The 17,828-nt window shown below is 71.9% G+C and carries 15 protein-coding genes; 2 read left to right on the forward strand and 13 right to left on the reverse strand.

The window, feature by feature from the left end:
• Nucleotides 1-30 precede the first annotated feature (30 nt).
• From H0E84_RS04310 to H0E84_RS04345, 8 genes are all read right to left on the reverse strand, one after another.
• A complete protein-coding gene (locus H0E84_RS04310) occupies nucleotides 31-2,172 on the reverse strand; it encodes a SpoIID/LytB domain-containing protein (protein ID WP_180677395.1) in 2,142 nt (713 codons plus the stop codon).
• Between the two features lie 244 nt (nucleotides 2,173-2,416).
• Nucleotides 2,417-4,327 carry an N-acetylmuramoyl-L-alanine amidase gene (locus H0E84_RS04315; RefSeq protein WP_219339585.1) on the reverse strand — a complete coding sequence of 637 codons (1,911 nt, stop codon included), beginning with the start codon at nucleotides 4,325-4,327 and terminating at the stop codon, nucleotides 2,417-2,419.
• A gap of 224 nt (nucleotides 4,328-4,551) precedes the next feature.
• The gene (locus H0E84_RS04320) at nucleotides 4,552-5,349 is read right to left on the reverse strand and encodes a hypothetical protein (protein ID WP_180677396.1); all 798 of its coding nucleotides are present in this window, start codon (nucleotides 5,347-5,349) and stop codon (nucleotides 4,552-4,554) included.
• Nucleotides 5,346-7,169 carry a dihydrolipoyl dehydrogenase gene (gene lpdA, locus H0E84_RS04325; RefSeq protein ID WP_180677397.1) on the reverse strand — a complete coding sequence of 608 codons (1,824 nt, stop codon included), beginning with the start codon at nucleotides 7,167-7,169 and terminating at the stop codon, nucleotides 5,346-5,348. Before lpdA ends, H0E84_RS04320 begins: the two co-directional genes overlap by 4 nt.
• Before the next feature lie 12 nt (nucleotides 7,170-7,181).
• A complete protein-coding gene (locus H0E84_RS04330; RefSeq protein WP_257644059.1) occupies nucleotides 7,182-8,300 on the reverse strand; it encodes a mechanosensitive ion channel family protein in 1,119 nt (372 codons plus the stop codon).
• Nucleotides 8,297-8,779 (reverse strand): SgcJ/EcaC family oxidoreductase, encoded by a 483-nt coding sequence (locus H0E84_RS04335; RefSeq protein ID WP_180677398.1) that lies wholly within the window; start codon nucleotides 8,777-8,779, stop codon nucleotides 8,297-8,299. Before H0E84_RS04335 ends, H0E84_RS04330 begins: the two co-directional genes overlap by 4 nt.
• Nucleotides 8,776-10,527, reverse strand: a complete 1,752-nt coding sequence (gene aceF / locus H0E84_RS04340) for a dihydrolipoyllysine-residue acetyltransferase (RefSeq protein ID WP_180677399.1) — start codon at nucleotides 10,525-10,527, stop codon at nucleotides 8,776-8,778. Before aceF ends, H0E84_RS04335 begins: the two co-directional genes overlap by 4 nt.
• 135 nt (nucleotides 10,528-10,662) lie before the next feature.
• The gene (locus H0E84_RS04345) at nucleotides 10,663-11,430 is read right to left on the reverse strand and encodes a DUF2884 family protein (RefSeq protein ID WP_180677400.1); all 768 of its coding nucleotides are present in this window, start codon (nucleotides 11,428-11,430) and stop codon (nucleotides 10,663-10,665) included.
• Between the two features lie 226 nt (nucleotides 11,431-11,656).
• Between H0E84_RS04345 and H0E84_RS04350 the strand changes: the two genes are divergently transcribed.
• Nucleotides 11,657-12,313, forward strand: a complete 657-nt coding sequence (locus H0E84_RS04350; protein WP_180677401.1) for an OmpW/AlkL family protein — start codon at nucleotides 11,657-11,659, stop codon at nucleotides 12,311-12,313.
• A gap of 81 nt (nucleotides 12,314-12,394) precedes the next feature.
• On the opposite strand, the gene H0E84_RS04355 is transcribed toward H0E84_RS04350, so the two are convergent.
• The 3 genes from H0E84_RS04355 to H0E84_RS04365 all read right to left on the reverse strand — a co-directional run bounded on the left by H0E84_RS04355 (nucleotide 12,395) and on the right by H0E84_RS04365 (nucleotide 15,004).
• Nucleotides 12,395-13,264 carry a hypothetical protein gene (locus H0E84_RS04355; protein WP_180677402.1) on the reverse strand — a complete coding sequence of 290 codons (870 nt, stop codon included), beginning with the start codon at nucleotides 13,262-13,264 and terminating at the stop codon, nucleotides 12,395-12,397.
• A gap of 237 nt (nucleotides 13,265-13,501) precedes the next feature.
• Complete coding sequence (locus tag H0E84_RS04360) at nucleotides 13,502-14,056, reverse strand: DUF1453 domain-containing protein (protein WP_180677403.1); 555 nt, start codon at nucleotides 14,054-14,056, stop codon at nucleotides 13,502-13,504.
• 60 nt (nucleotides 14,057-14,116) lie between these two features.
• Nucleotides 14,117-15,004, reverse strand: coding sequence for a DMT family transporter (locus tag H0E84_RS04365; protein WP_345776265.1), 888 nt, complete (start codon nucleotides 15,002-15,004; stop codon nucleotides 14,117-14,119).
• Nucleotides 15,005-15,179: 175 nt separating this feature from the next.
• Here H0E84_RS04365 and H0E84_RS04370 point away from each other — a divergent pair, with 175 nt between their 5' ends.
• Nucleotides 15,180-15,752: a DUF1415 domain-containing protein gene (locus tag H0E84_RS04370; protein ID WP_180677404.1), complete on the forward strand. Its 573-nt coding sequence runs from the start codon at nucleotides 15,180-15,182 to the stop codon at nucleotides 15,750-15,752.
• Here the strand turns inward: H0E84_RS04370 and H0E84_RS04375 are convergent.
• Both H0E84_RS04375 and H0E84_RS04380 read right to left on the reverse strand, forming a co-directional pair.
• Nucleotides 15,749-16,456: a pseudouridine synthase gene (locus H0E84_RS04375; RefSeq protein ID WP_180677405.1), complete on the reverse strand. Its 708-nt coding sequence runs from the start codon at nucleotides 16,454-16,456 to the stop codon at nucleotides 15,749-15,751. The genes H0E84_RS04370 and H0E84_RS04375 overlap by 4 nt on opposite strands.
• The gene (locus H0E84_RS04380) at nucleotides 16,453-17,559 is read right to left on the reverse strand and encodes a class I SAM-dependent methyltransferase (protein ID WP_180677406.1); all 1,107 of its coding nucleotides are present in this window, start codon (nucleotides 17,557-17,559) and stop codon (nucleotides 16,453-16,455) included. The genes H0E84_RS04375 and H0E84_RS04380 overlap by 4 nt, the downstream gene beginning before the upstream one ends.
• Nucleotides 17,560-17,828 lie beyond the last annotated feature (269 nt).

Below are 17,828 nucleotides of genomic sequence, written 5' to 3' on the forward strand. Positions count from 1 at the left end.
AACGCCGCCCGCCCGCGCGTCCGCCACAGCTCAGTCGACGAACTGCACGTCGTCGATGTAGATGTTGACGTCGTACGCGGTCTGCGCACGCATCAGCCAGATCGCGTCCAGCGTGACGCTGGCGCCGTCGATGGCGCCGTTGCTGCCGCCGACCCAGGCGCTCCACTGCGACGGATCCGCCAGGTCCCATTCCAGCCAGGTCCACTGGTTCGCGGCGATGGCGCGGGCCGTCGAACGCTCGGTGCCATCCGCGTCGTCGATGCCGATGCCAACGCGCATGCCGGTCCCGCCCGAGTAGACCCACAGGCCGATCCGTGCCGTCCCCGGCACGTGCGGGTTGGCCGCGGGCGCGCCGCCTCCGGAAAGCAGCCGCACCGACCAGTCTGCGGAGACGGCGGGATCGTCGCGCAGCAGCACCCGCAGCGAACAGTCGCCGTTGCGGCGGATGCCGCAGTCGCGCTGCGCCAGCGAGTCGGAAGACACCCCGACGGTGCTGCCGGAGTCGGTGGGCCTGCGGTCGAAGCGCCCGACGCCCGCTTCGAAATCTTCCAGCAACCGCGCCGTGCCCGGGTCGAGATTGGCGAGAAAGGCGTTGCGCATGCCGCCGGGCCGGCCGTTGCCGTTGTAATAGTGATCGGCGATCCAGCGCCAGCCGCGGCCATGGTCGGCCGCCCAGCGCTGACTGCCCCACTGGCTCATGCCACGGCCGTGGCCGAAGCAGCCGCGGCCATGGCCGACCTCGTCGGCCAAGCACGGCCAGCCGTTGGCGGGCGAGCCGTTGCTGCCGTTGCCGCAGGACAGGTCGGGGTTGCTGCAGGAGCGGCCGTCCGAGGGGTCGTCCCAGGCGTTGTTCTCGGCCGAGTACTCGCTGAAGGCGGCGCCGATACCGTCGCGGGTCAGCAGCACGCCGCGCGTGGCTGCCGCGGCGGCGACGGTGGCGGACCAGGCGCCGGAACCGAACACCTGGCAGGCGGTGCTGTTGCAGATGTCGTAGGCGGCCCCGACCGGATTGGCGACGTACCAGGCGGCGTAGCTGCGGTAGGCGATGGCGCCGGCCGCCAGCGCGTCCGGGTGCCACGAAGCGATCCACTCGTCGTCGAGGCCGCGCCCCACGTAGTCCTCGAACTCGTACACCGACACGCCGCTGCAGCTGCGGCCCGAGCAGCCGGTGCCGACGCGGATGCTCGCCGGCACGGCGATCGAGACGGAACTGCGCGCCAGCCGCGCCGCGTGGAGGACCTGCCCCGGGTCGGCCGGATCCAGCGCCTCGTCGCGGTCCGGAACATGCGCCTGCGGCGGCGGCGCGGACGTCCTGCCGGGCGCGCGCGCCAGCACGTGGGTCAGGTCCTGGCGGGCCTCGCCGCTGCCGCGCTCCAGGTCGATGACGTGGTGCGCGGCATCGGGCAGCAGGGCGATCCCCGCCACGCGCTGGCGCCGGTAGCCGGCGGCGTCGACGGTCAGCGTGGTCGCCCTCGGCAGCGCATCGGCGTGGCTGCCCGACGGGGCCGCGAGCAGCAGTTCGAAGGCGCCCTCGGCGTCGGTGACCGCGCGCGCGCCGCCCTGCGCCGCGACCACGGCGCCGGGCAATGCCGCGCCGCTGGCGCGGTCGTAGACGTGGCCGGTGAGCAGGCTGCAGTCGCCGCAGTCGAGGGCGGCGAGCGCCTTCCGGTGCAGCGTGGTGGGCGTGGCCGCCGGCGGCAGCCACAGCGTGACGGGCAGTGGCGCGGCGTCGAACGCCAGCCGCGCTCCCAGCGGTGCCTGGCCCGGGGCGGTGGCGGTCAGCAGGTAGTCGCCGGGCGCGATTCCCTTCAGGCGTGCGCCGCGGGGCGGGATGCGCGCCTCCAGCGGCGTGGCCTTGCCGGCCAGCGGGTGCAGCTCCAACCGGGCCTCCAGCGCTCGCCCGGTGGCGCTGTCGCGTACCCGGATGTGCGGCGCCGCGACCCTGTCGGCAGCGGCAAAGGCGCCTGCGCGCGCCGGCCCGCCGGCGGTTGGTGCGCTCGCGGCATCGCTCGTCGCGGCCTGCGCCATCGGGCGCTCGGCAACATCGCCACGGCTCGCCCATTCGGCGAAGGCCGCGGCCAGCGCCAGTAGCGCGCCGCATGCCAGCAGGAGCGCGGTGCGCGGTGGCCGCGCGCCGCGGCGGCGCGGCCCTCGGTCGGAAATGGTGGACATGGCATGGGCCTCCGTGTGGGTCGCCAGATCAGCAGCGGGATTCCTCCCGTAGGAGCGGCCCATGGCCGCGAAGGCCGCGGGTGCCTCCGGTGGGCGTTGCGGTGATTCCGGGCGTCGGCGAATGCGCGGGCCTTCGCGTGCATGGCACGCTCCTACGGAATATCCCGCCTGCGTGGGTGGGCGCTCGCGGAAGGCGGACCGCAGCATGCGGAGGCGATGCGACCGCCCCCGCATGCCGGTCCGGTCAGTTGCGGATCTGCACGTCGTCGATGTAGACGTTGACGTCGTAGCTGGTCTGGGCGCGGTACAGCCAGATCGCATCGAGCTTGACGGTGGCGGCGGTGATCGCGCCGTTGGCGTTGCCGACCCAGGCGTTCCATTGGGCGGAGTTGGTGAGACTCCACTCGACGTAGGTCCACTGGTTGGCGGGAACCGAACGGTTCACCGAACGCTCGGTCCCGTCGCTGTCGTCGATGCCCACGCCCACGCTCATGCCGCTGCCGCCCGACCAGACCCAGAAGCCGATCCGGCCGTTGGCGCGCGTCAGCGCGGTGTTGCTGCCCGGGTTGCCGGCGCCGGACAGCAGCCGCACCGCCCAGCTGGCGGAGCTGTTGGGATTGTCCTTGAGCAGCACCCGCAGCGAGCAGTTGCCGTAGCGGCGGGTGGTGCAATCGCGGGTCGCGGTCGACGCGGTGGAAATGCCGGTGGTGCTGCCGGAATACGCCGGGCTGGTGTTGAAATGCCCGACGCTGGACTCGAAACGGTCCAGATAGGTGGTGCCGCCACCGCTGCCCGGGTTGAGCAGGCCGTAGTAGTGGCCCCAGTTCCAGTTGATGCCCGGATCGGTGTGGGTCTGGCCGCTGAAGTGCTGGTGGCCCTTGATCCTGACGCTGGTCGGCAGCACGTTGATGCCGCTGCTGGGCGCGCCGCTGTAGGCCGCGGTGCAGCTGATCGCGCTGTAGCTGGCGCAGAAGTGCCGCACCAGCGCCGCCGAGGCGTTGTACATCGCGCTGGTGTACCAGGAGCTGTTGTTGACGTAGCCCTCGTGCTCGATGCCCAGGGTGTAGCTGTTGTGGTTGCGCACGTGCCAGCCGGTGTGGGCATGGCGCACCATCTGCGTGACCTGGCCGTCGGAGCTGCGGATCACGTAGTGGGCGCTGACGTTGGCCGAGGCGTTCTTGAACCAGGAGATCGTGCCGGCGTAGCTGCCCTGGGCCGTGTGGATGGTCACCGCACTGACCGTCGCGCTGCGCGAGGCGGTGTAGTTGGACGAGTGCGCGGGGTTCCAGATCGCAGGACCGTAGTCGGTGCTCAGCGGCTGCACGTCGGGACCCTTGGCGGAGGCGTCGCCGCGGCGCACCAGCCGCTCGCTGACCGGGTCGATGGCGTGCACTTCGGTCTCGATGCGGTCGCCTTCCACGTCCAGGCGCACGAACGGCGCGTTCAGCTTGACCAGGGTGTCGGCATCGAATGCCTGTTCCCATGCCACGGCCCGCTGCGGCACCACCATGCCCTTCTCGTTCACCCCGCGGTCCAGCGCCAGCAGCACGTCGAAGGCGAAACTGGCGCGGGCGTAGTCGCCGACCGCGCTGTCACCGGGGTCCTGGCCGAAACCGGCATAGCGGGCCAGCACTGCCGCCGCGTCCTCCGGCGCAGCCACCGTCTTGCCGCGCATCAACCGGTCCAGCAGCGCCGCGGCCGCGAGGATGTTGGTGGCCGGATCGGCCTTGATTCGCTCGGCCGGCACGCCCAGCAGCGCCGCCGCCTCGCCGACCTGGTCGGCGAAGCCGTCGCCGGCGTAGAGCCCCATGACCCCGTACGCGGCGGGCATGTGGTGATGGCCGTGGTTCTCCGCCTCGGGCGCAAGCGGTTGCCAGCGGCTCTGCACGTAGGCGATCGCCTCGAGGGTCCCGGCCGGGATCCGCGGATAGGCGGCATAGGCGCGGCGGAAATGTCCCGGATAGGCGGCGCGCTCGGCGCGCAGGCGGGTTTCTTCCTGACGCAGTCGCTGTTCAAGTGCGCGGGCGTCCGCCGTCGAGTGTGGTGCGACTTCGCTGTCGCGATCCATGCGGCGCGCATCTTCCGACACGGCCGTGGCGCTGGCCGCGGCCAGGACGGCGCCGCATAGCGCCTTCATCCCGAATCCCATCCTCATTGTCCTTCCCCTCTGCGCGCATTGGCGCTTTGCCGACCCCCCCTGCGCCGAACCGGCCCGTCGACTAGAGCAGAGGCCGGCAGCGGGGCACAGATGGGAGCCGCCCTAGGTCGGTGCGGGAAGCGCGACGCGCGTCCGGGGAAAGGCGACGGTGCGTCACAGTTGCGGAATCGTCCGGGTTCCACCCGCCGAAGGCTCAAGGTGGATCCCCGCCGAGGGTTCCTTCAGAGGAACCCAAATAAAAGCGACCAGGGCATATCGCTCTCGCTGTCGCTGCGAACGCAGGTCTCGAGTGCCAAAGGGACGAGGCCCAGTCCCGCTCGCCGCGCCTTCAGCCCCGCTTCGCTCTCGACAGGCCGTCGAAGGATGGCCCGGCCCGGTGCCTCGATGACGAAGAGCGTGCCATAGCGCTGCGGCTCGCCGAGGTCGTGCAATGCACGATCGACCAGCTCGGCCGCGCGGCGCCTCGACGCCCGGTCCAGGCCCGGGTCGGCGCTCCGCAGGAGCGCTTCGCCCAGGCGCAGCCGGAACTGCGGCTGGGAAGCGCTTCCCTCGAGAACCGAAAAGACTGCATCCATCCCGTCAAGACCGATCTCGGCAACCGTCGGCGGTTTCTGCAGATCGACAAGCGCCTGCAAGCGGGAAAGGCGCGAGGCTTCCCGTGGCGAAGCTGGCAGCGACGTGCTTTCCGGCGTGGAACCGGAATCGCCTGCATGTATCGCTGCCAGGGCCGCCGCTGCGGCAGCCTCGGCCGCAGCAGCTGCCTCTGCCGCCGCTTGCGAGTAGTCCGTGGCGTGTCGGTCCCTGTCCAGGGCGATCAGCCGATCGCGCAGCGCAGGGTTCGTCGCTACCGGGCGCGGTCCTGCGGCACGTCGCTCGCGCAGCGACTCCAGCCATTCCGGACCACCGGGACAACGATCGACGCTGGCCATGCTGATCGTGTTGGGCAGCGCGACGTGGGCCATGGCCGTGCCCGCCAGCAGTGCCGCGAGGATCGCGGCACAGGATGCCGTCGCCTTCACGGCTTCCGCTTCGGGAGGTAGAGATCGGTGATAGTGCCCTCGTACACCTCGGCCGCCATCGCCACCGATTCGCTCAGCGTGGGATGCGGATGGATGGTGTGGCCGATGTCGGACGCCTCGGCGCCCATCTCGATCGCCAGGGCCACCTCGGCGATCAGCTCGCCGGCGTGCGGGCCGACGATGGCGCCGCCGACGACGCGGTGGGTCGCCTCGTCGAACAGCAGCTTGGTGAAGCCCTCGCCGCGGCCGATGCCGACCGCGCGCGCCGACGCGGCCCACGGGAACTTGCCGACGCCGATCTTGATCCCCTTGGCCTTCGCCTCGGTCTCGGTGACGCCGACCCAGGCGATCTCGGGATCGGTGTAGGCGACCGACGGGATCACCCGCGAAACCCACTCCTTCTTCTCGCCAGCGGCGACTTCGGCCGCCAGCTTGCCCTCGTGGGTCGCCTTGTGCGCCAGCATCGGCTGGCCGACGATGTCGCCGATCGCGAAGATGTGCGGCACGTTTGTGCGCATCTGCCGGTCGACGTCGATGAAGCCGCGCTCGCCCACCCGTACCCCGGCCCTGTCGGCGTCGATCTTGCCGCCGTTGGGCACGCGGCCCACCGCCACCAGCACCCGGTCGAACAGTTTGGTCTCCGGGATGCTCTCGCCCTCGAAGCTGCAGGCGATGCCGTTCTTCTGCGCCTTGGCCTCGACCACCTTGGTCTTGAGATGGATCGCCACGCCCTGCTTCTTCAGCCGGTCGGCCAGCGGCTTGACCAGATCCTTGTCGGCGCCGGGCATCAGCTGGTCGGCCAGCTCCACCACGGTGATCTCGCTGCCGAGCGCGCGGTAGACGGTGGCCATCTCCAGGCCGATGATGCCGCCGCCGACCACCAGCAGCTTCTTCGGCGTGCCCGCCAGCTCCAACGCGTCGGTGGAGTCCATCACCCGCGGGTCGTCCCAGGGAAAACCCGGCAGCTTCAGCGCCTGGCTGCCGGCGGCGACGATGCACTGCTCGAAGCGCACCAGCTGCGTGCCGCCCTTGCCGTCGTCGACCTCGATCTCGTTGGGCGAGACGAAGGCGCCGCTGCCGGCCAGCACCCGCACCTTGCGCTGCTTGGCCATGCCCGCCAGGCCCTTGTTGAACTGGCCGACCACCTTCTGCTTGTGCGCGCGCAGCGCGTCCAGGTCGATCTTCGGCTTGCCGAACGCGATGCCGTAGTCGGCGGCGTGCGCGGCCTCGTCGATGACCGCCGCAGCATGCAGCAGCGCCTTGGACGGGATGCAACCGACGTTGAGACAGACCCCGCCCAGCGCCTGGTAGCGCTCGACCAGCACCGTGTCCAGGCCGAGGTCGGCGGCGCGGAACGCCGCGGTGTAGCCGCCGGGGCCGGCGCCGAGTACCAGCAGCGCGCATTCGACGTCGGCCTGGCGGCCGCTGTGCGGCGCCGGCTTCGTCTCCGGCGGCTCGGCCGGTGCGCGGTGCGACTTCGCCACCGGCGGCTTCGCGGGGCCGCCGGCCGGCGCATCGGCTGCACCCGCGTGCGGCGCGTTCGCGGTGCCCTCGTCGCCGGAAGCGCCGGCTTCCGCGCCTTCGGTTTCGAGCAGCACCACCACCTCGCCTTCGGACACGCTGTCGCCGACCTTGACCTTGACTTCTTTGACCACGCCGGCGGCGGACGACGGCACCTCCATGGTCGCCTTGTCGGACTCCAGGGTGACCAGGCCTTGGTCCTTGTCCACCCGGTCGCCGGACGCCACCAGCACCTCGATCACCGGCACGTCGGAAAAATCGCCGATGTCCGGCACCTTGATCTCGATGGTCTGGGCCATGGGGAAGCTCCTTCAGGATTTGGATGTCGGTGGCGCGTCGGGCGCGTCGGGCACCGCTTCCGCGGCGATCTCCCGTTCCACGTCCTGTTGCGCGTCGTTGCCCGCGAACTCGGCGCGTTCATGCTGTGGCAGTTCACTGGCGCCTGCGTCGTCCGGCGCCGTATCGGTCGATTCGGACGCCGCGCCGTGCAGTGCGGCGAGCGCGGCTTCGCCGCGCAGCCCGAACAGGCTGCGCAGGTGCAGGTCGCGCTGCGGGAACGGGATCTCGATGCCGTGGCGCTTGAGCGCGGTGTCCAGTTCCCAGAGATAGGCCGCCTCGATCGCCGCATTGCGGCGCGCCGCTGCCTCGTTGAGCCATACCGCCAGGATGAACTCGACCGCGCTGTCGCCGAAGCCGACCAGCCACACCTGCGGACGGCGGTCGCCCTCGGTGGCGAGCGTGAAGGGCACCGCGGCCGCGGCCTCGAGCGCCGCCTTCTTCACCAGCTCCTTGTCCACGCCGTAGGCGACCCCGAAGCGCACCCGGATCCGGCGGTTGATCGAGCCATGGGTCCAGTTGACCACGCGGCCGCTGACGAACTCGGAGTTGGGAACGATGACGTCGATGCCGTCGTTGGTGGTGATCAGGGTGGCGCGGATGTTGATCGCGCGCACGGTGCCGCGCAGGTCGTCGTCGAGCTGCACGAAGTCGCCCACCTTCAGCGAGCGGTCGAACAGCAGGATCAGGCCGGAGATGAAGTTGCTGAAGATGGCCTGCAGGCCGAATCCCAACCCCACGCCGATGGCGCCGGCGAAGATGGCGAACTTGGTCACGGGGATGCCGGCCAGGTCCAGCGCCACCAGAAAGCCCACCAACAGCAGCACGTAGTGCACCAGCCGCGAGACGGTGTACAGGGCGGCCGCGTTCACCCCCTGGTGGCGCTCGCCCCAGCGGCCGATCGTCCGCCGCAGCAGCGCCGAGAGCAGCCACGCCGCCAGCAGCGCCAGCAGCGCGAACAGCAGGCCGCCCAGGGTCAGGCGCAGCCCCGAGAAGGCGACCAGCGGCTGCTCCAGCAGGGGCTGCAGCCCGGCCCAGCCGCGCTCGACCATGCCGCCGTCGGCAGGCGCCGGCGGGGGCGGCGTGGCCTTCATTGCGGCCGCTGCGGCGGCACGACGGTATTCTGGTCGTACACCAGCCGCCAGTCGCCCTGCTCGCGCGCGAACAGCAGCGACAGCAGCGCTTCGCGCCCGGTGGCGTAGCTGCCGTCGGCCTGGCGCTGCTGCGACAGGTAGTGCACCAGGGCGATGCCGGTTTCGCCGAATTCCCGCACCTGCCGCACCTCGAAACGCATGCGCCAGTCGTCCTCGGCGAACCAATCCTGGTGCAACCGGCGGTACTCCTCGCGGGTATCGAGCACCCTGCCGTCGGGCAGGATCAGGGTCAGCGCATCGCCGCGGGTGACGGTGGCCAGCAGCGCGTCCAGGTCCCGGGCCTGGATCGCCTGCAGGTGACGGTCCAGAGTCTCGCGCAAGGCCGTGGCGGCGCCGCCCGGCTGCGCCGCGGCCGCAGCCGCGGCGAGCGACAGGCATCCGCCCAGGAGCAGGACGCGCCAGCGACCTCCCCGGCTCACAGCAGCACCCGGCGCATGTCGCCGAGCAGCTGCGCGAGGTGGGCGGTGAAGCGCGCGGCGGCGGCGCCGTCGATCACCCGGTGGTCGTAGGACAGGGACAGCGGCAGCAGCAGGCGCGGCTGGAAGGTCTTGCCGTCCCAGACCGGCTTCATCGCCGACTTCGACACGCCGAGGATCGCCACCTCCGGCGCATTGACGATCGGAGTGAAGCTGGTGCCGCCGATGCCGCCGAGCGAGCTGATCGAGAAGCAGCCGCCCTGCATGTCCGCCGGTCCGAGCTTGCCGTCGCGGGCCTTCTTCGCCAGGGCCGAAGTTTCCTGCGCGATCTCGATCACGCCCTTGCGGTCGACGTCGCGCACCACCGGCACCACCAGACCGCCGGGGGTGTCGGCGGCGAAGCCGACGTGGAAGTATTTCTTCAGGGTGAGGGTCTCGCCGGCCGCGTCGAGCGAGGCGTTGAACTGCGGATACTTCTGCAGCGCGGCCACGCTGGCCTTCATCAGGAAGGCGAGCATGGTGAGCTTGATGCCGGCCTTCTCGTTCTCCTTGTTCAGGGCGACGCGCAGCGCCTCGAGCTCGGTGATGTCGGCATCGTCGTGCTGGGTGACGTGCGGGATCATCGCCCAGTTGCGCGCGAGGTTGGCGCCGGAGATCTTCTGGATCCGCGACAGCGGCTTCTCCTCCACCGCGCCGAACTTCGAAAAATCGACCTTCGGCCAAGGCAGCAGGTTGAGACCGCCGCCGGCAGCGCCCGCTCCCGCGGCCGCGGGGGCGCCCCCGCCCCGCATCACGCCCTTGACGAACTGCTGCACGTCCTCGCGGGTGATGCGCCCGCCGCGTGCGCTGCCGGTCATCCGCGCCAGGTCGACGCCGAGCTCGCGCGCGAACAGGCGCACCGCGGGGCTGGCGTAGGGCACCTTCTCCGGCATCACCGCATCGGCGTCGAAGCGCACCGGCGGCTCGCCGCTGCCCGGCACGCGCCGCTGCATCGAGGCCTCGGCGATGCCGTCCGGGCGCCGGCCGGGCGATGCCGGCTCGGCGGCGGTGTCGTCGGTGGCATCGGCCGGCGCCGCCGCCTCGGGCTGCGCGGGCGCCGGGCGCGACGCACCGCCCTCGCCCTCGCCCTCGATCCTGGCGACCACGCTGCCCTCGGACACCTTGTCGCCGACGCCGACCTTCAGTTCCCTGACCACGCCGGCGAACGGCGCCGGCACTTCCATCGTCGCCTTGTCCGACTCCAGCGTGACCAGGCCCTGGTCGGCCTCGACGCGGTCGCCGACCGAGACCAGCACCTCGATCACCGGCACGTCGTCGAAATCGCCGATGTCCGGTACCAGGGCGTCCTGCACTCCACCGGACGAGGCCACGGGTGCGGCCGCCGCGGATCCGTCCGCGGCCGGCGCCTGCTGTCGGCGCGGCTCGTCGGGCTTGCCGGAATCGTCGTCGCTTGCGGCCTTTCCGCCGCCGCCCTCCGACCCGCCGGACTTCGCCGGACCGGCCTTCGCGTCGGCATCCTCGACCATCGCCACCACGCTGCCTTCCGCGACCTTGTCGCCGACGCCGACCTTCAGTTCCCGGATCACGCCGGCGAACGGCGCCGGCACTTCCATCGTCGCCTTGTCCGACTCCAGCGTGACCAGGCCCTGGTCGGCCTCGACCCGATCGCCGACCGACACCAGGACTTCGATCACCGGCACGTCGTCGTAGCCACCGATGTCCGGGACGCGCGCTTCCTTCAGGTCGGCCATGCGGCTCTCCGCGTTGCGAGGGGGGAAGAGCCGTATTGTGGCCGCAGCGGCGCCGGCCGCCAACCGCGACGAAAAAAAGCCCCCGGGGGATGCGGGGGCGGAGGGAGTGCGGCGGCATGCGGCCGTCGCCGGGGGTCAGGTGCCGTCTGCGCGGCGCCTCGATTTGCGCTCGACCCGCAGCAGGTCGAGGGGGCGGCCGTCCGGCAGCCGGTACTGGAGGGCATCGTCGATGCGGTCGAGCGTCTCCATCCGGGCGCACAGGTCGTCGGCCTTGCGTCCGAGCGCCTCGGCGCGCGGCTCGATCAGCGCTTCCAACTCCGCGTCCAGGTTCTCCATCCGCTGCATGCGCGCGATATCGCCGCTGAACGCGGCACGGACCGCGCCGCCGACGATGTCGCCCATCACCGTCGGCAGCACCTCGCGCACCGCCAGCCCGATCGCATCGCCGAGCTCCCGGCTGCTGTACCGGCTGGCGGACACGGAGCCGGCCAGCCGCCGGTCGAGCTTCGCCCGGGCGGAGTCGAGCCTGCGACGGGTGGAGTCGGGATCGCTGCTGAAACCGGCAGCGACTTCGCCAAGGGCGATGAATGCGATCTCGGCGGCCTCGCGGCCGATGTCGCGGGCCAGCGGCACCACCGCCCGCGCCTCGCGCTCGTACTCCACCAGGCGCCGGCGGTCGGCGTCGTCGAGCGCAACCCAGGCGTCGTCCACGAACAGCCGGCCCTGGCGCATCACCAGCCGGTGCGGGACGCCGGAATCGCGGGTGAGGATGACGCTGCGCTCGGAGAGCGAGAAGTCGTAGTCGCTGTCCACGTCGCAGGACACATCGACGTTGCCCGCGCCGAACGCCCCGCCGCACGCCAGCAGCAGCGCCGCTGCCGTCAACCATCGCTTCATGCGCATGCCCGTCTCCTCCCGTTGCCCTGGCGCCGATTCTGCGCCGGCCAGGCATGGCGGACGTGTGCCGGTGGATGGCATGACTTTCGTCAGGTCGCGGCCAGGTCTCTGAAGCGCCGGTGAAACGCAGGCGCCGACCCTCGCCTGCGGGCGAAGCGCGGTTCACTTGACGGTCGCTACGGTGGCCGCGCCCTCTCCCCGGGGCACGAATCCAACAACGAGGAGATCCCCCATGGCTTCAATTCGCACACTTGGCCTCGCCACCGCGGTCGCGGCCGTGCTTGCCAGCCCGCTCGCCCTCGCCCAGGACCAGCGGGACCAGGACGTCGCCCGCACTGGCGACACCGCAGCGGGCAAGCGCTTCTCGGTGGTCGGCGGCGTGGCCCTGCTGCAACCCGAGGCCGACCCGATCCCCGGCTCCCGCATCGACGTCGATGGCGGCCCCGCCCCGACCCTGAGCGCCACCTGGCACGCCACCGACAACATCGGCGTCGAGCTGTGGGGCGCCGCCGACAAGTTCAACCATCGCGTGCGCGGCGACCAGGGCAAGATCGGCACCATCGAGCAGCAGCCGGTGGCGCTGAGCGGCCAGTACCACTTCGGCCAGGCCGACACCACCTTCCGGCCGTTCGTCGGGCTGGGCTACTACGAGTCCAACATCAGCAACGAGGACCTCAACCCCGGCGGCGACCACGTCGGCCTGACCACGCCGAAGGGCGCGATCGGCACCGTGGGCCTGGACTTCAACATCAACCCGACCTGGTTCGCCCGCGCCGACGCGCGCTACATGCGCGCACGCGCCGACGCCGAACTGGCGGGCGAGACCATCGAGCGCGACATCAAGCTCGATCCCTGGACCGTGGGCGTGGGCGTCGGCGCGCGATTCTGATCCCCGCTGCGCAGGACCGGGCGGCCTACGGGCCGCCCGGTGATCTCCGTTGCGCGTCGCTGCCGGCTTCCAACCCGCCGCTCAGTCGCCGATGACGCGCAGACCGAACACCATGTCGGCACTGTCGACGTATTGCGCGCTGCCGCTGATGTTCATGCGGATCGTCGTGCTGCGCTTGAAGAACTGCCTGGCCTGCTGCTCGGTCAGGCCGTAGTTGTCCACCAGCCTCTGTCGCGTGACGAAACCGGCGATGCAGGTCGCGGTATCGCGCTCGCGCGATGAGATCTGCACCCCGCCCGGCAGCGGCACCTCGAGGATCTCGGTGTTCGAGACCGAAGTGGTCAGCCGGCCGTTGAACGGCAGGCCGGTGCCCGGGTCGATCAGCGTCGGATCGTCGAGCACCGGATTCTCGATCGTCAGCGTCGGCTGGTACCACAGCCGCCCGACCACCGCGGCGCCTCCGGGCGGATTGGGATTGCGGTAGGTGATCCCGAGCCAGGGCGAGAACCAGTGGCAGAGCAGCGAGTGCGCCGCGTTCTTGGGCAGGGTGATCCGGGCCACGTCCTCGAACGCGAAGCTGGTGGTCGCCGGGGACGGCAGCAGCTCGGCGCATGCCCCGCCGACGGTGTCGCCGGGGAGCGGCGGCCCGCAGGCCGGCGCCAGTGCGATGTTCATCTGGGCCGTGCCCAGCCACTTCAGCGTCCTCCCGAACGAATCGACGTCGTACACGTCTTCCGGAGTCACCGCCCGGGCGGCCCCTGTCGCGGTCGCGGCGTCCTGGATGCGCGTCGCGCGCCGCTGGCGCACGGGGTCGGTGAGCAGGTCTCCGGAATCGCGTTCCAGAGCCTCCGGCGGCGGTGCTGGCCGGGAGCCGGTGGCGTGGGTGGCCGAAAGGGCCAGGGTGGCGGCGATCGCGGCCGTGCCGGCGATACGACGGATCGAGGGTTTCATGGGCATCCTCCTGGAGGTACCGGGATCGGTACTCCAGAAGCCAACGCAAAACGGGGCGCCTTTCGCCTCCGCCGATCGCCAGAAAAAGCAAAACCCCGGCGCGGCCAGACCTGCCCGAGTCTCCGCTCTCCGGCCCGATCGCCACGTGCTCGCCAGCGGGCCGGGGGATGCGTGACAACCAAGCGAGTATCGGGGAGCGACTTGGCACGTATCCCCCGGCCCGCCGCCCGGGCCGCGTCAACCGCCGGTGACCCGGCGGATTCTGGCGCTCAGGCCGCGCGCGTAGGCGACGTGATACCCCAGCAGTAGCCCGGCGGCCGCGAACAGCCCTGCGGGTTCGGTCAGCAGTTGCCACCACCAGACCGGCTCTCCGGGATCGACCGGCTCGCCGTGCCAGCGACGCCAGAACTGCCACCCCGCCAGCAGTACCCGCGCCGCCACCAGCCAGGTTAGCGCCAGCACCAGGGCCCGGTTGGGGGTGTAGTGCAGCCCGGCCGCAGTACGCTCGAACCGGGTGGCGCGCAAGCCGGCCAGCGCCACCAGCACCCCGGCGAGCAGCCCGCCCAACGCGTGGGCGAAGGCGCCGCCAACCCACGTCCCCGCCAGCGCGGAGGCGAGCAGGAACAGCCCCGTCGACAGCATCAGCAGACGGGCATTGAACCCGGCCAGCCAGGCGTTCCCGAGCCGGCGCGCGCTGCCGCTGCGATAGCGCAGCCACAGCCCCAGCGGCCACAGCAGCACCAGCGCGGCGAACGCGAACAGCAGCACGATGGGGATCAGCAGCAAGGGCATCGGCCCAGCATGGCCGCCGGCGGGTGAAGCCGGTGCGCGGCCCCCGATCGTGGCGCCGGATCAGGGCACGGCACCCGAGCGCACGCGCTCGCGGCGCAGCAGATACAGGCCGCTGGCGATGATGATCGCCGCGCCGATCCAGGTCGGAGTGTCGGGCAGGACGCCCCAGACGCCGATGTCGAGCAGCACCACCCAGACCAGGCCGGTGTACTCGAGCGGCGCGATCCGCGACGCTTCCGCCAGCCGGAAGGCGTGAGTGAGGGCCACCTGCGCCAACGCCCCGGTGATGCCGACGCCGGCCACCGCCCACAGGTCCTGCGCCCGCATCGGCCGCCAGTCCGGCCAGGCCAGCGCGCCGGCCCCCAGCGCCAGCAGCACCAGGAACCAGAACACCATCGCCTCGGTGCTGTCGCGCTGCGCCAGGATCCGCACCGTGATCGCCGCGGCGGCATAGCAGGCCGCCGCGGCCAGCAGGGCCAGCCCGGCCAGGGTCATCATCCCCTCGCCGGTCGGCCGCAGCACCACCAGCACCCCGGCCAGGCCCAGCACGATGGCAGTCCAGCGCCGCGGCCCGACCCGCTCACCGAGAAAAGGTACCGCCATCGCCGTGATCAGCAGCGGCGCCACGAACACGATCGCGTACGCGGTCGACATCGGCATCCGCGCCAGGCCGTAGACGAACCCGACCATCATCGCGATGCCGAGCGCGCCACGCACCAGGTGCAGGCGCCAGTGCACCCGCAGCAGGGTCGCCGCGCGGCCGCCGAGCAGCACCCAGGCGAACACCAGCGGCAGCGCCGCGGCGCCGCGCAGGGTGGCCACCTGGAGCGGCGGGTAGTCGGCCGCCAGCCATTTCAGGCCGGCATCCATCAGCGCGAACAGCGCCACCGCAAGCAGCATCCAGGCGGCGCCGCGGCGCGAAGGGTCCGGCGTGGGCGATGCGGACACTGGGGCGGGCCGGTTGCGGGCGGCATAGATTAGGCGCTGGCCAGGACGGTCGCCATCGGCCCGTCCCTCCCGCTGACGGAGGACGAAGACTCCATCCGCGCCCGCGCCCCGGCGGCGGCGGCGCGCGACCGGTGGTCGCCGCGACGCGCTACGCTGCCCGCCCGGGAGGCCGACGATGACCGAGAATCCAGCCGGCACAGATCCGATCGCCGACACCCGCCGCTGGCTGCAGCGCGCGGTGATCGGCCTCAACCTGTGCCCGTTCGCCAAGGCGGTGGCGGTCAGGGATCAGGTGCGCTTCGCGCTCAGCGACGCGGCGACGCCGGAGGCGCTGCTGCAGGCACTGGCGGCCGAGCTCGCGCTGTTGCGCGATACCGATCCCGACGCGGTCGACACCACCCTGCTGATCCACCCGCGGGTGCTGGGCGACTTCCTCGACTACAACGACTTCCTCGACGCCGCCGACGCGCTGGTCGCGTCGATGGGCCTCGACGGCGTGCTGCAGGTGGCCAGCTTCCATCCGCGCTACCGCTTCGCCGGCAGCGGCGAGGACGACATCGAGAACTTCAGCAACCGCTCGCCCCATCCGATGCTGCACCTGCTGCGCGAGGACAGCGTGGCCCGGGCGGTGGCCGCCTACCCGGACCCGGACGTCATCGTCGAGCGCAACCAGCGCACCCTGCGCCGGCTCGGCCGCGCCGGCTGGCGCGCCCTGCTGACCTGGGAGACCGGTCCGGAGCGCGGCTAGCCCGCGGCTGCGAACAACCGTTCGCGCTCCGCGGCGCCGACCTGTCGCCACTCGCCCTCGGCCAGCGCGTCGAGCGCGAGGCCGCCGACGCGGCTGCGGTGCAGCCGTACGACGCGGTTGCCGGTTGCGGCGAACATTCGCCGCACCTGGTGGTAGCGGCCCTCGGCGAGGGCGAGCCGCGCGCGCCGGTCGTCGAGCGGCTCGAGCTTCGCCGGCTTCAGCGGCGTCCGCTCCGATTCCAGCACCAGGGTGCCGCTGGCGAACAGCGCCGCCTCGTCGCCGCGCAGCGGCTCGGCGAGTTCCGCCTCGTACACCTTGGGAAGATCGGATTTCGGCGCGATGATCCGGTGCAGCAGCGCGCCGTCGTCGGTCAGCAGCAGCAGGCCGCTGGTGTCGCGGTCGAGGCGTCCGACCGTCGACAGCTGCGGCGAGCGCAGCCGGAAGCGCGGCGGCAGCAGGTCGTAGACCACCCGACCGGGATCGCGCATGGAACAGGTGTAGCCGGTCGGCTTGTGCAGCATCAGCAGCATCCCGTGCGCGGGATCGAGCGGCGCGCCGTCGACCCGCACGGCAGCGTGCGCCACCACGTCGTCGGCGTACAGCGGGGCGCCATCGGCGTCGGTGACGCGCCCCTCGCGGCACAGCGCCGCGACCTGCCGGCGGCTGCCGTAGCCGAGGTTGGCGAGCAGGCGCACCAGCTTCACGGGCGCGCCTTCCGCGCCTCGACCACCTTGAAACCGTCCTGTTGCGCGACGATGCGCACCTCGCCGAAGCCCGCGCCCAGCGCCTGCTCGTAGGGCAGCTGGCGGTTGGCGACCAGCCAGAGAGCGCCGCCGGGCCGCAATGCCTGCGCGGCGACCTCGATGAAGCGGCGGCCGAGCTCCGGCCGCGGCGCCCGTCCCTGGCCGTGGAACGGCGGGTTGCTGACGATGAAATCGTACCGCTGCGGCAGGCCTGCGGCGACGTCGTGCCAGTACAGGCCGAGCTCCACGCGCCCGACGTGCCCGGCGAGGTTCGCCCGCGCCAGGTCCAGCGCGCGCTTCTCCGCCTCGAACAGGTCGAGGGCGGCGATCTGCGGGCAGCGCTCCAGCAGCTCGGCCGCAAGATAGCCGTAGCCGGCGCCGAGGTCGGCGCCGCGTCCGGCAAGGGTCGACGGGAGGTGCGCGGCCAGCAGCGCCGAGGCGGCGTCGATGCGATCCCAGGCGAAGACGCCCGGGCGGCTCAGGAAGCGGCCGCCGGCGACCGGGCGTGGCGCATCCAGGCCGCGCCACTGCGCGGCGAGCCCGGCATCGCCCCCGCCACGACCCGGATGCGCCCAGAACACCCGGCACTTGTGCTTCGAGAGCGCCGCCACCGGTCCGGCGATGCGCGCCAGGTCGGCCTGCCCCGATTTCGCACCCTCGTCGTTGGCGACGCTGGCGACGACCGCGCCGCCCTCCGCGACGCGCTCCAGGGCGTGGGCATAGAGCGCCCGCGCCTCGTCGCGCTGCCGCGGCGGCAGCAGCAGCACCAGGGGATGGCGCGAATCGCCGCCCTCCTCCACCCGGTAGCCCTCGCGCTGCAGCGCCTCGAACTGCGGCCGGAAGGTCTGCTCGCACAGCACGCCCCCGCGTCCGCGACGCGCCAAGGCCGCGCCCGGGCGCGCGCGCAGGAACAGGACCGGGGGCTCGTCGGCGGCATCCGGCCAGGCGAGCTGGCCGTCGGCGAACGGCAGCAGCAAGGTCTCGAGTGCGGGATCGCCTTCGGCGCTCGGCACGGACGGCACACCATCTTGCGGACGAAGGCGGATTCTACGCGCGGCGGGCATTGGCCTGGCTACCGCAGACAGCGGCCCGCCTGCTGTCGCCCAGCGTGCGAAGACCGATGCGGCCAGCCATGGGTGGTATCGCTGCCGCTGCCGACGAAGGCTCGCACGGCTCGCGACGATGGCTGTCACCTGCGACCTGACCCTCGTAGCCGCGGCCCGTGGCGGAACGTGGTCACGGATTCGATGCGGCATGTTTCGCGTTGCCCGACGCGCCTTGGCAGCGCGACGATGAACCAACGATACAATGCCAACCATTGCTTCATCGCATG

The organism is Luteimonas salinisoli, assembly GCF_013425525.1.
GTDB classification, from domain to species: domain Bacteria; phylum Pseudomonadota; class Gammaproteobacteria; order Xanthomonadales; family Xanthomonadaceae; genus Luteimonas; species Luteimonas salinisoli.

Bases quoted from the DNA above. Each gene is read 5' to 3' on its own strand.
- H0E84_RS04310 (WP_180677395.1), bottom strand. From the start codon at position 2,172: ATGTCCACCATTTCCGACCGAGGGCCGCGCCGCCGCGGCGCGCGGCCA.
- H0E84_RS04315 (WP_219339585.1), bottom strand. From the start codon at position 4,327: ATGAGGATGGGATTCGGGATGAAGGCGCTATGCGGCGCCGTCCTGGCC.
- lpdA (WP_180677397.1), bottom strand. From the start codon at position 7,169: ATGGCCCAGACCATCGAGATCAAGGTGCCGGACATCGGCGATTTTTCC.
- H0E84_RS04330 (WP_257644059.1), bottom strand. From the start codon at position 8,300: ATGAAGGCCACGCCGCCCCCGCCGGCGCCTGCCGACGGCGGCATGGTC.
- aceF (WP_180677399.1), bottom strand. From the start codon at position 10,527: ATGGCCGACCTGAAGGAAGCGCGCGTCCCGGACATCGGTGGCTACGAC.
- H0E84_RS04345 (WP_180677400.1), bottom strand. From the start codon at position 11,430: ATGCGCATGAAGCGATGGTTGACGGCAGCGGCGCTGCTGCTGGCGTGC.
- H0E84_RS04350 (WP_180677401.1), top strand. From the start codon at position 11,657: ATGGCTTCAATTCGCACACTTGGCCTCGCCACCGCGGTCGCGGCCGTG.
- H0E84_RS04355 (WP_180677402.1), bottom strand. From the start codon at position 13,264: ATGAAACCCTCGATCCGTCGTATCGCCGGCACGGCCGCGATCGCCGCC.
- H0E84_RS04360 (WP_180677403.1), bottom strand. From the start codon at position 14,056: ATGCCCTTGCTGCTGATCCCCATCGTGCTGCTGTTCGCGTTCGCCGCG.
- H0E84_RS04370 (WP_180677404.1), top strand. From the start codon at position 15,180: ATGACCGAGAATCCAGCCGGCACAGATCCGATCGCCGACACCCGCCGC.
- H0E84_RS04380 (WP_180677406.1), bottom strand. From the start codon at position 17,559: ATGCCCGCCGCGCGTAGAATCCGCCTTCGTCCGCAAGATGGTGTGCCG.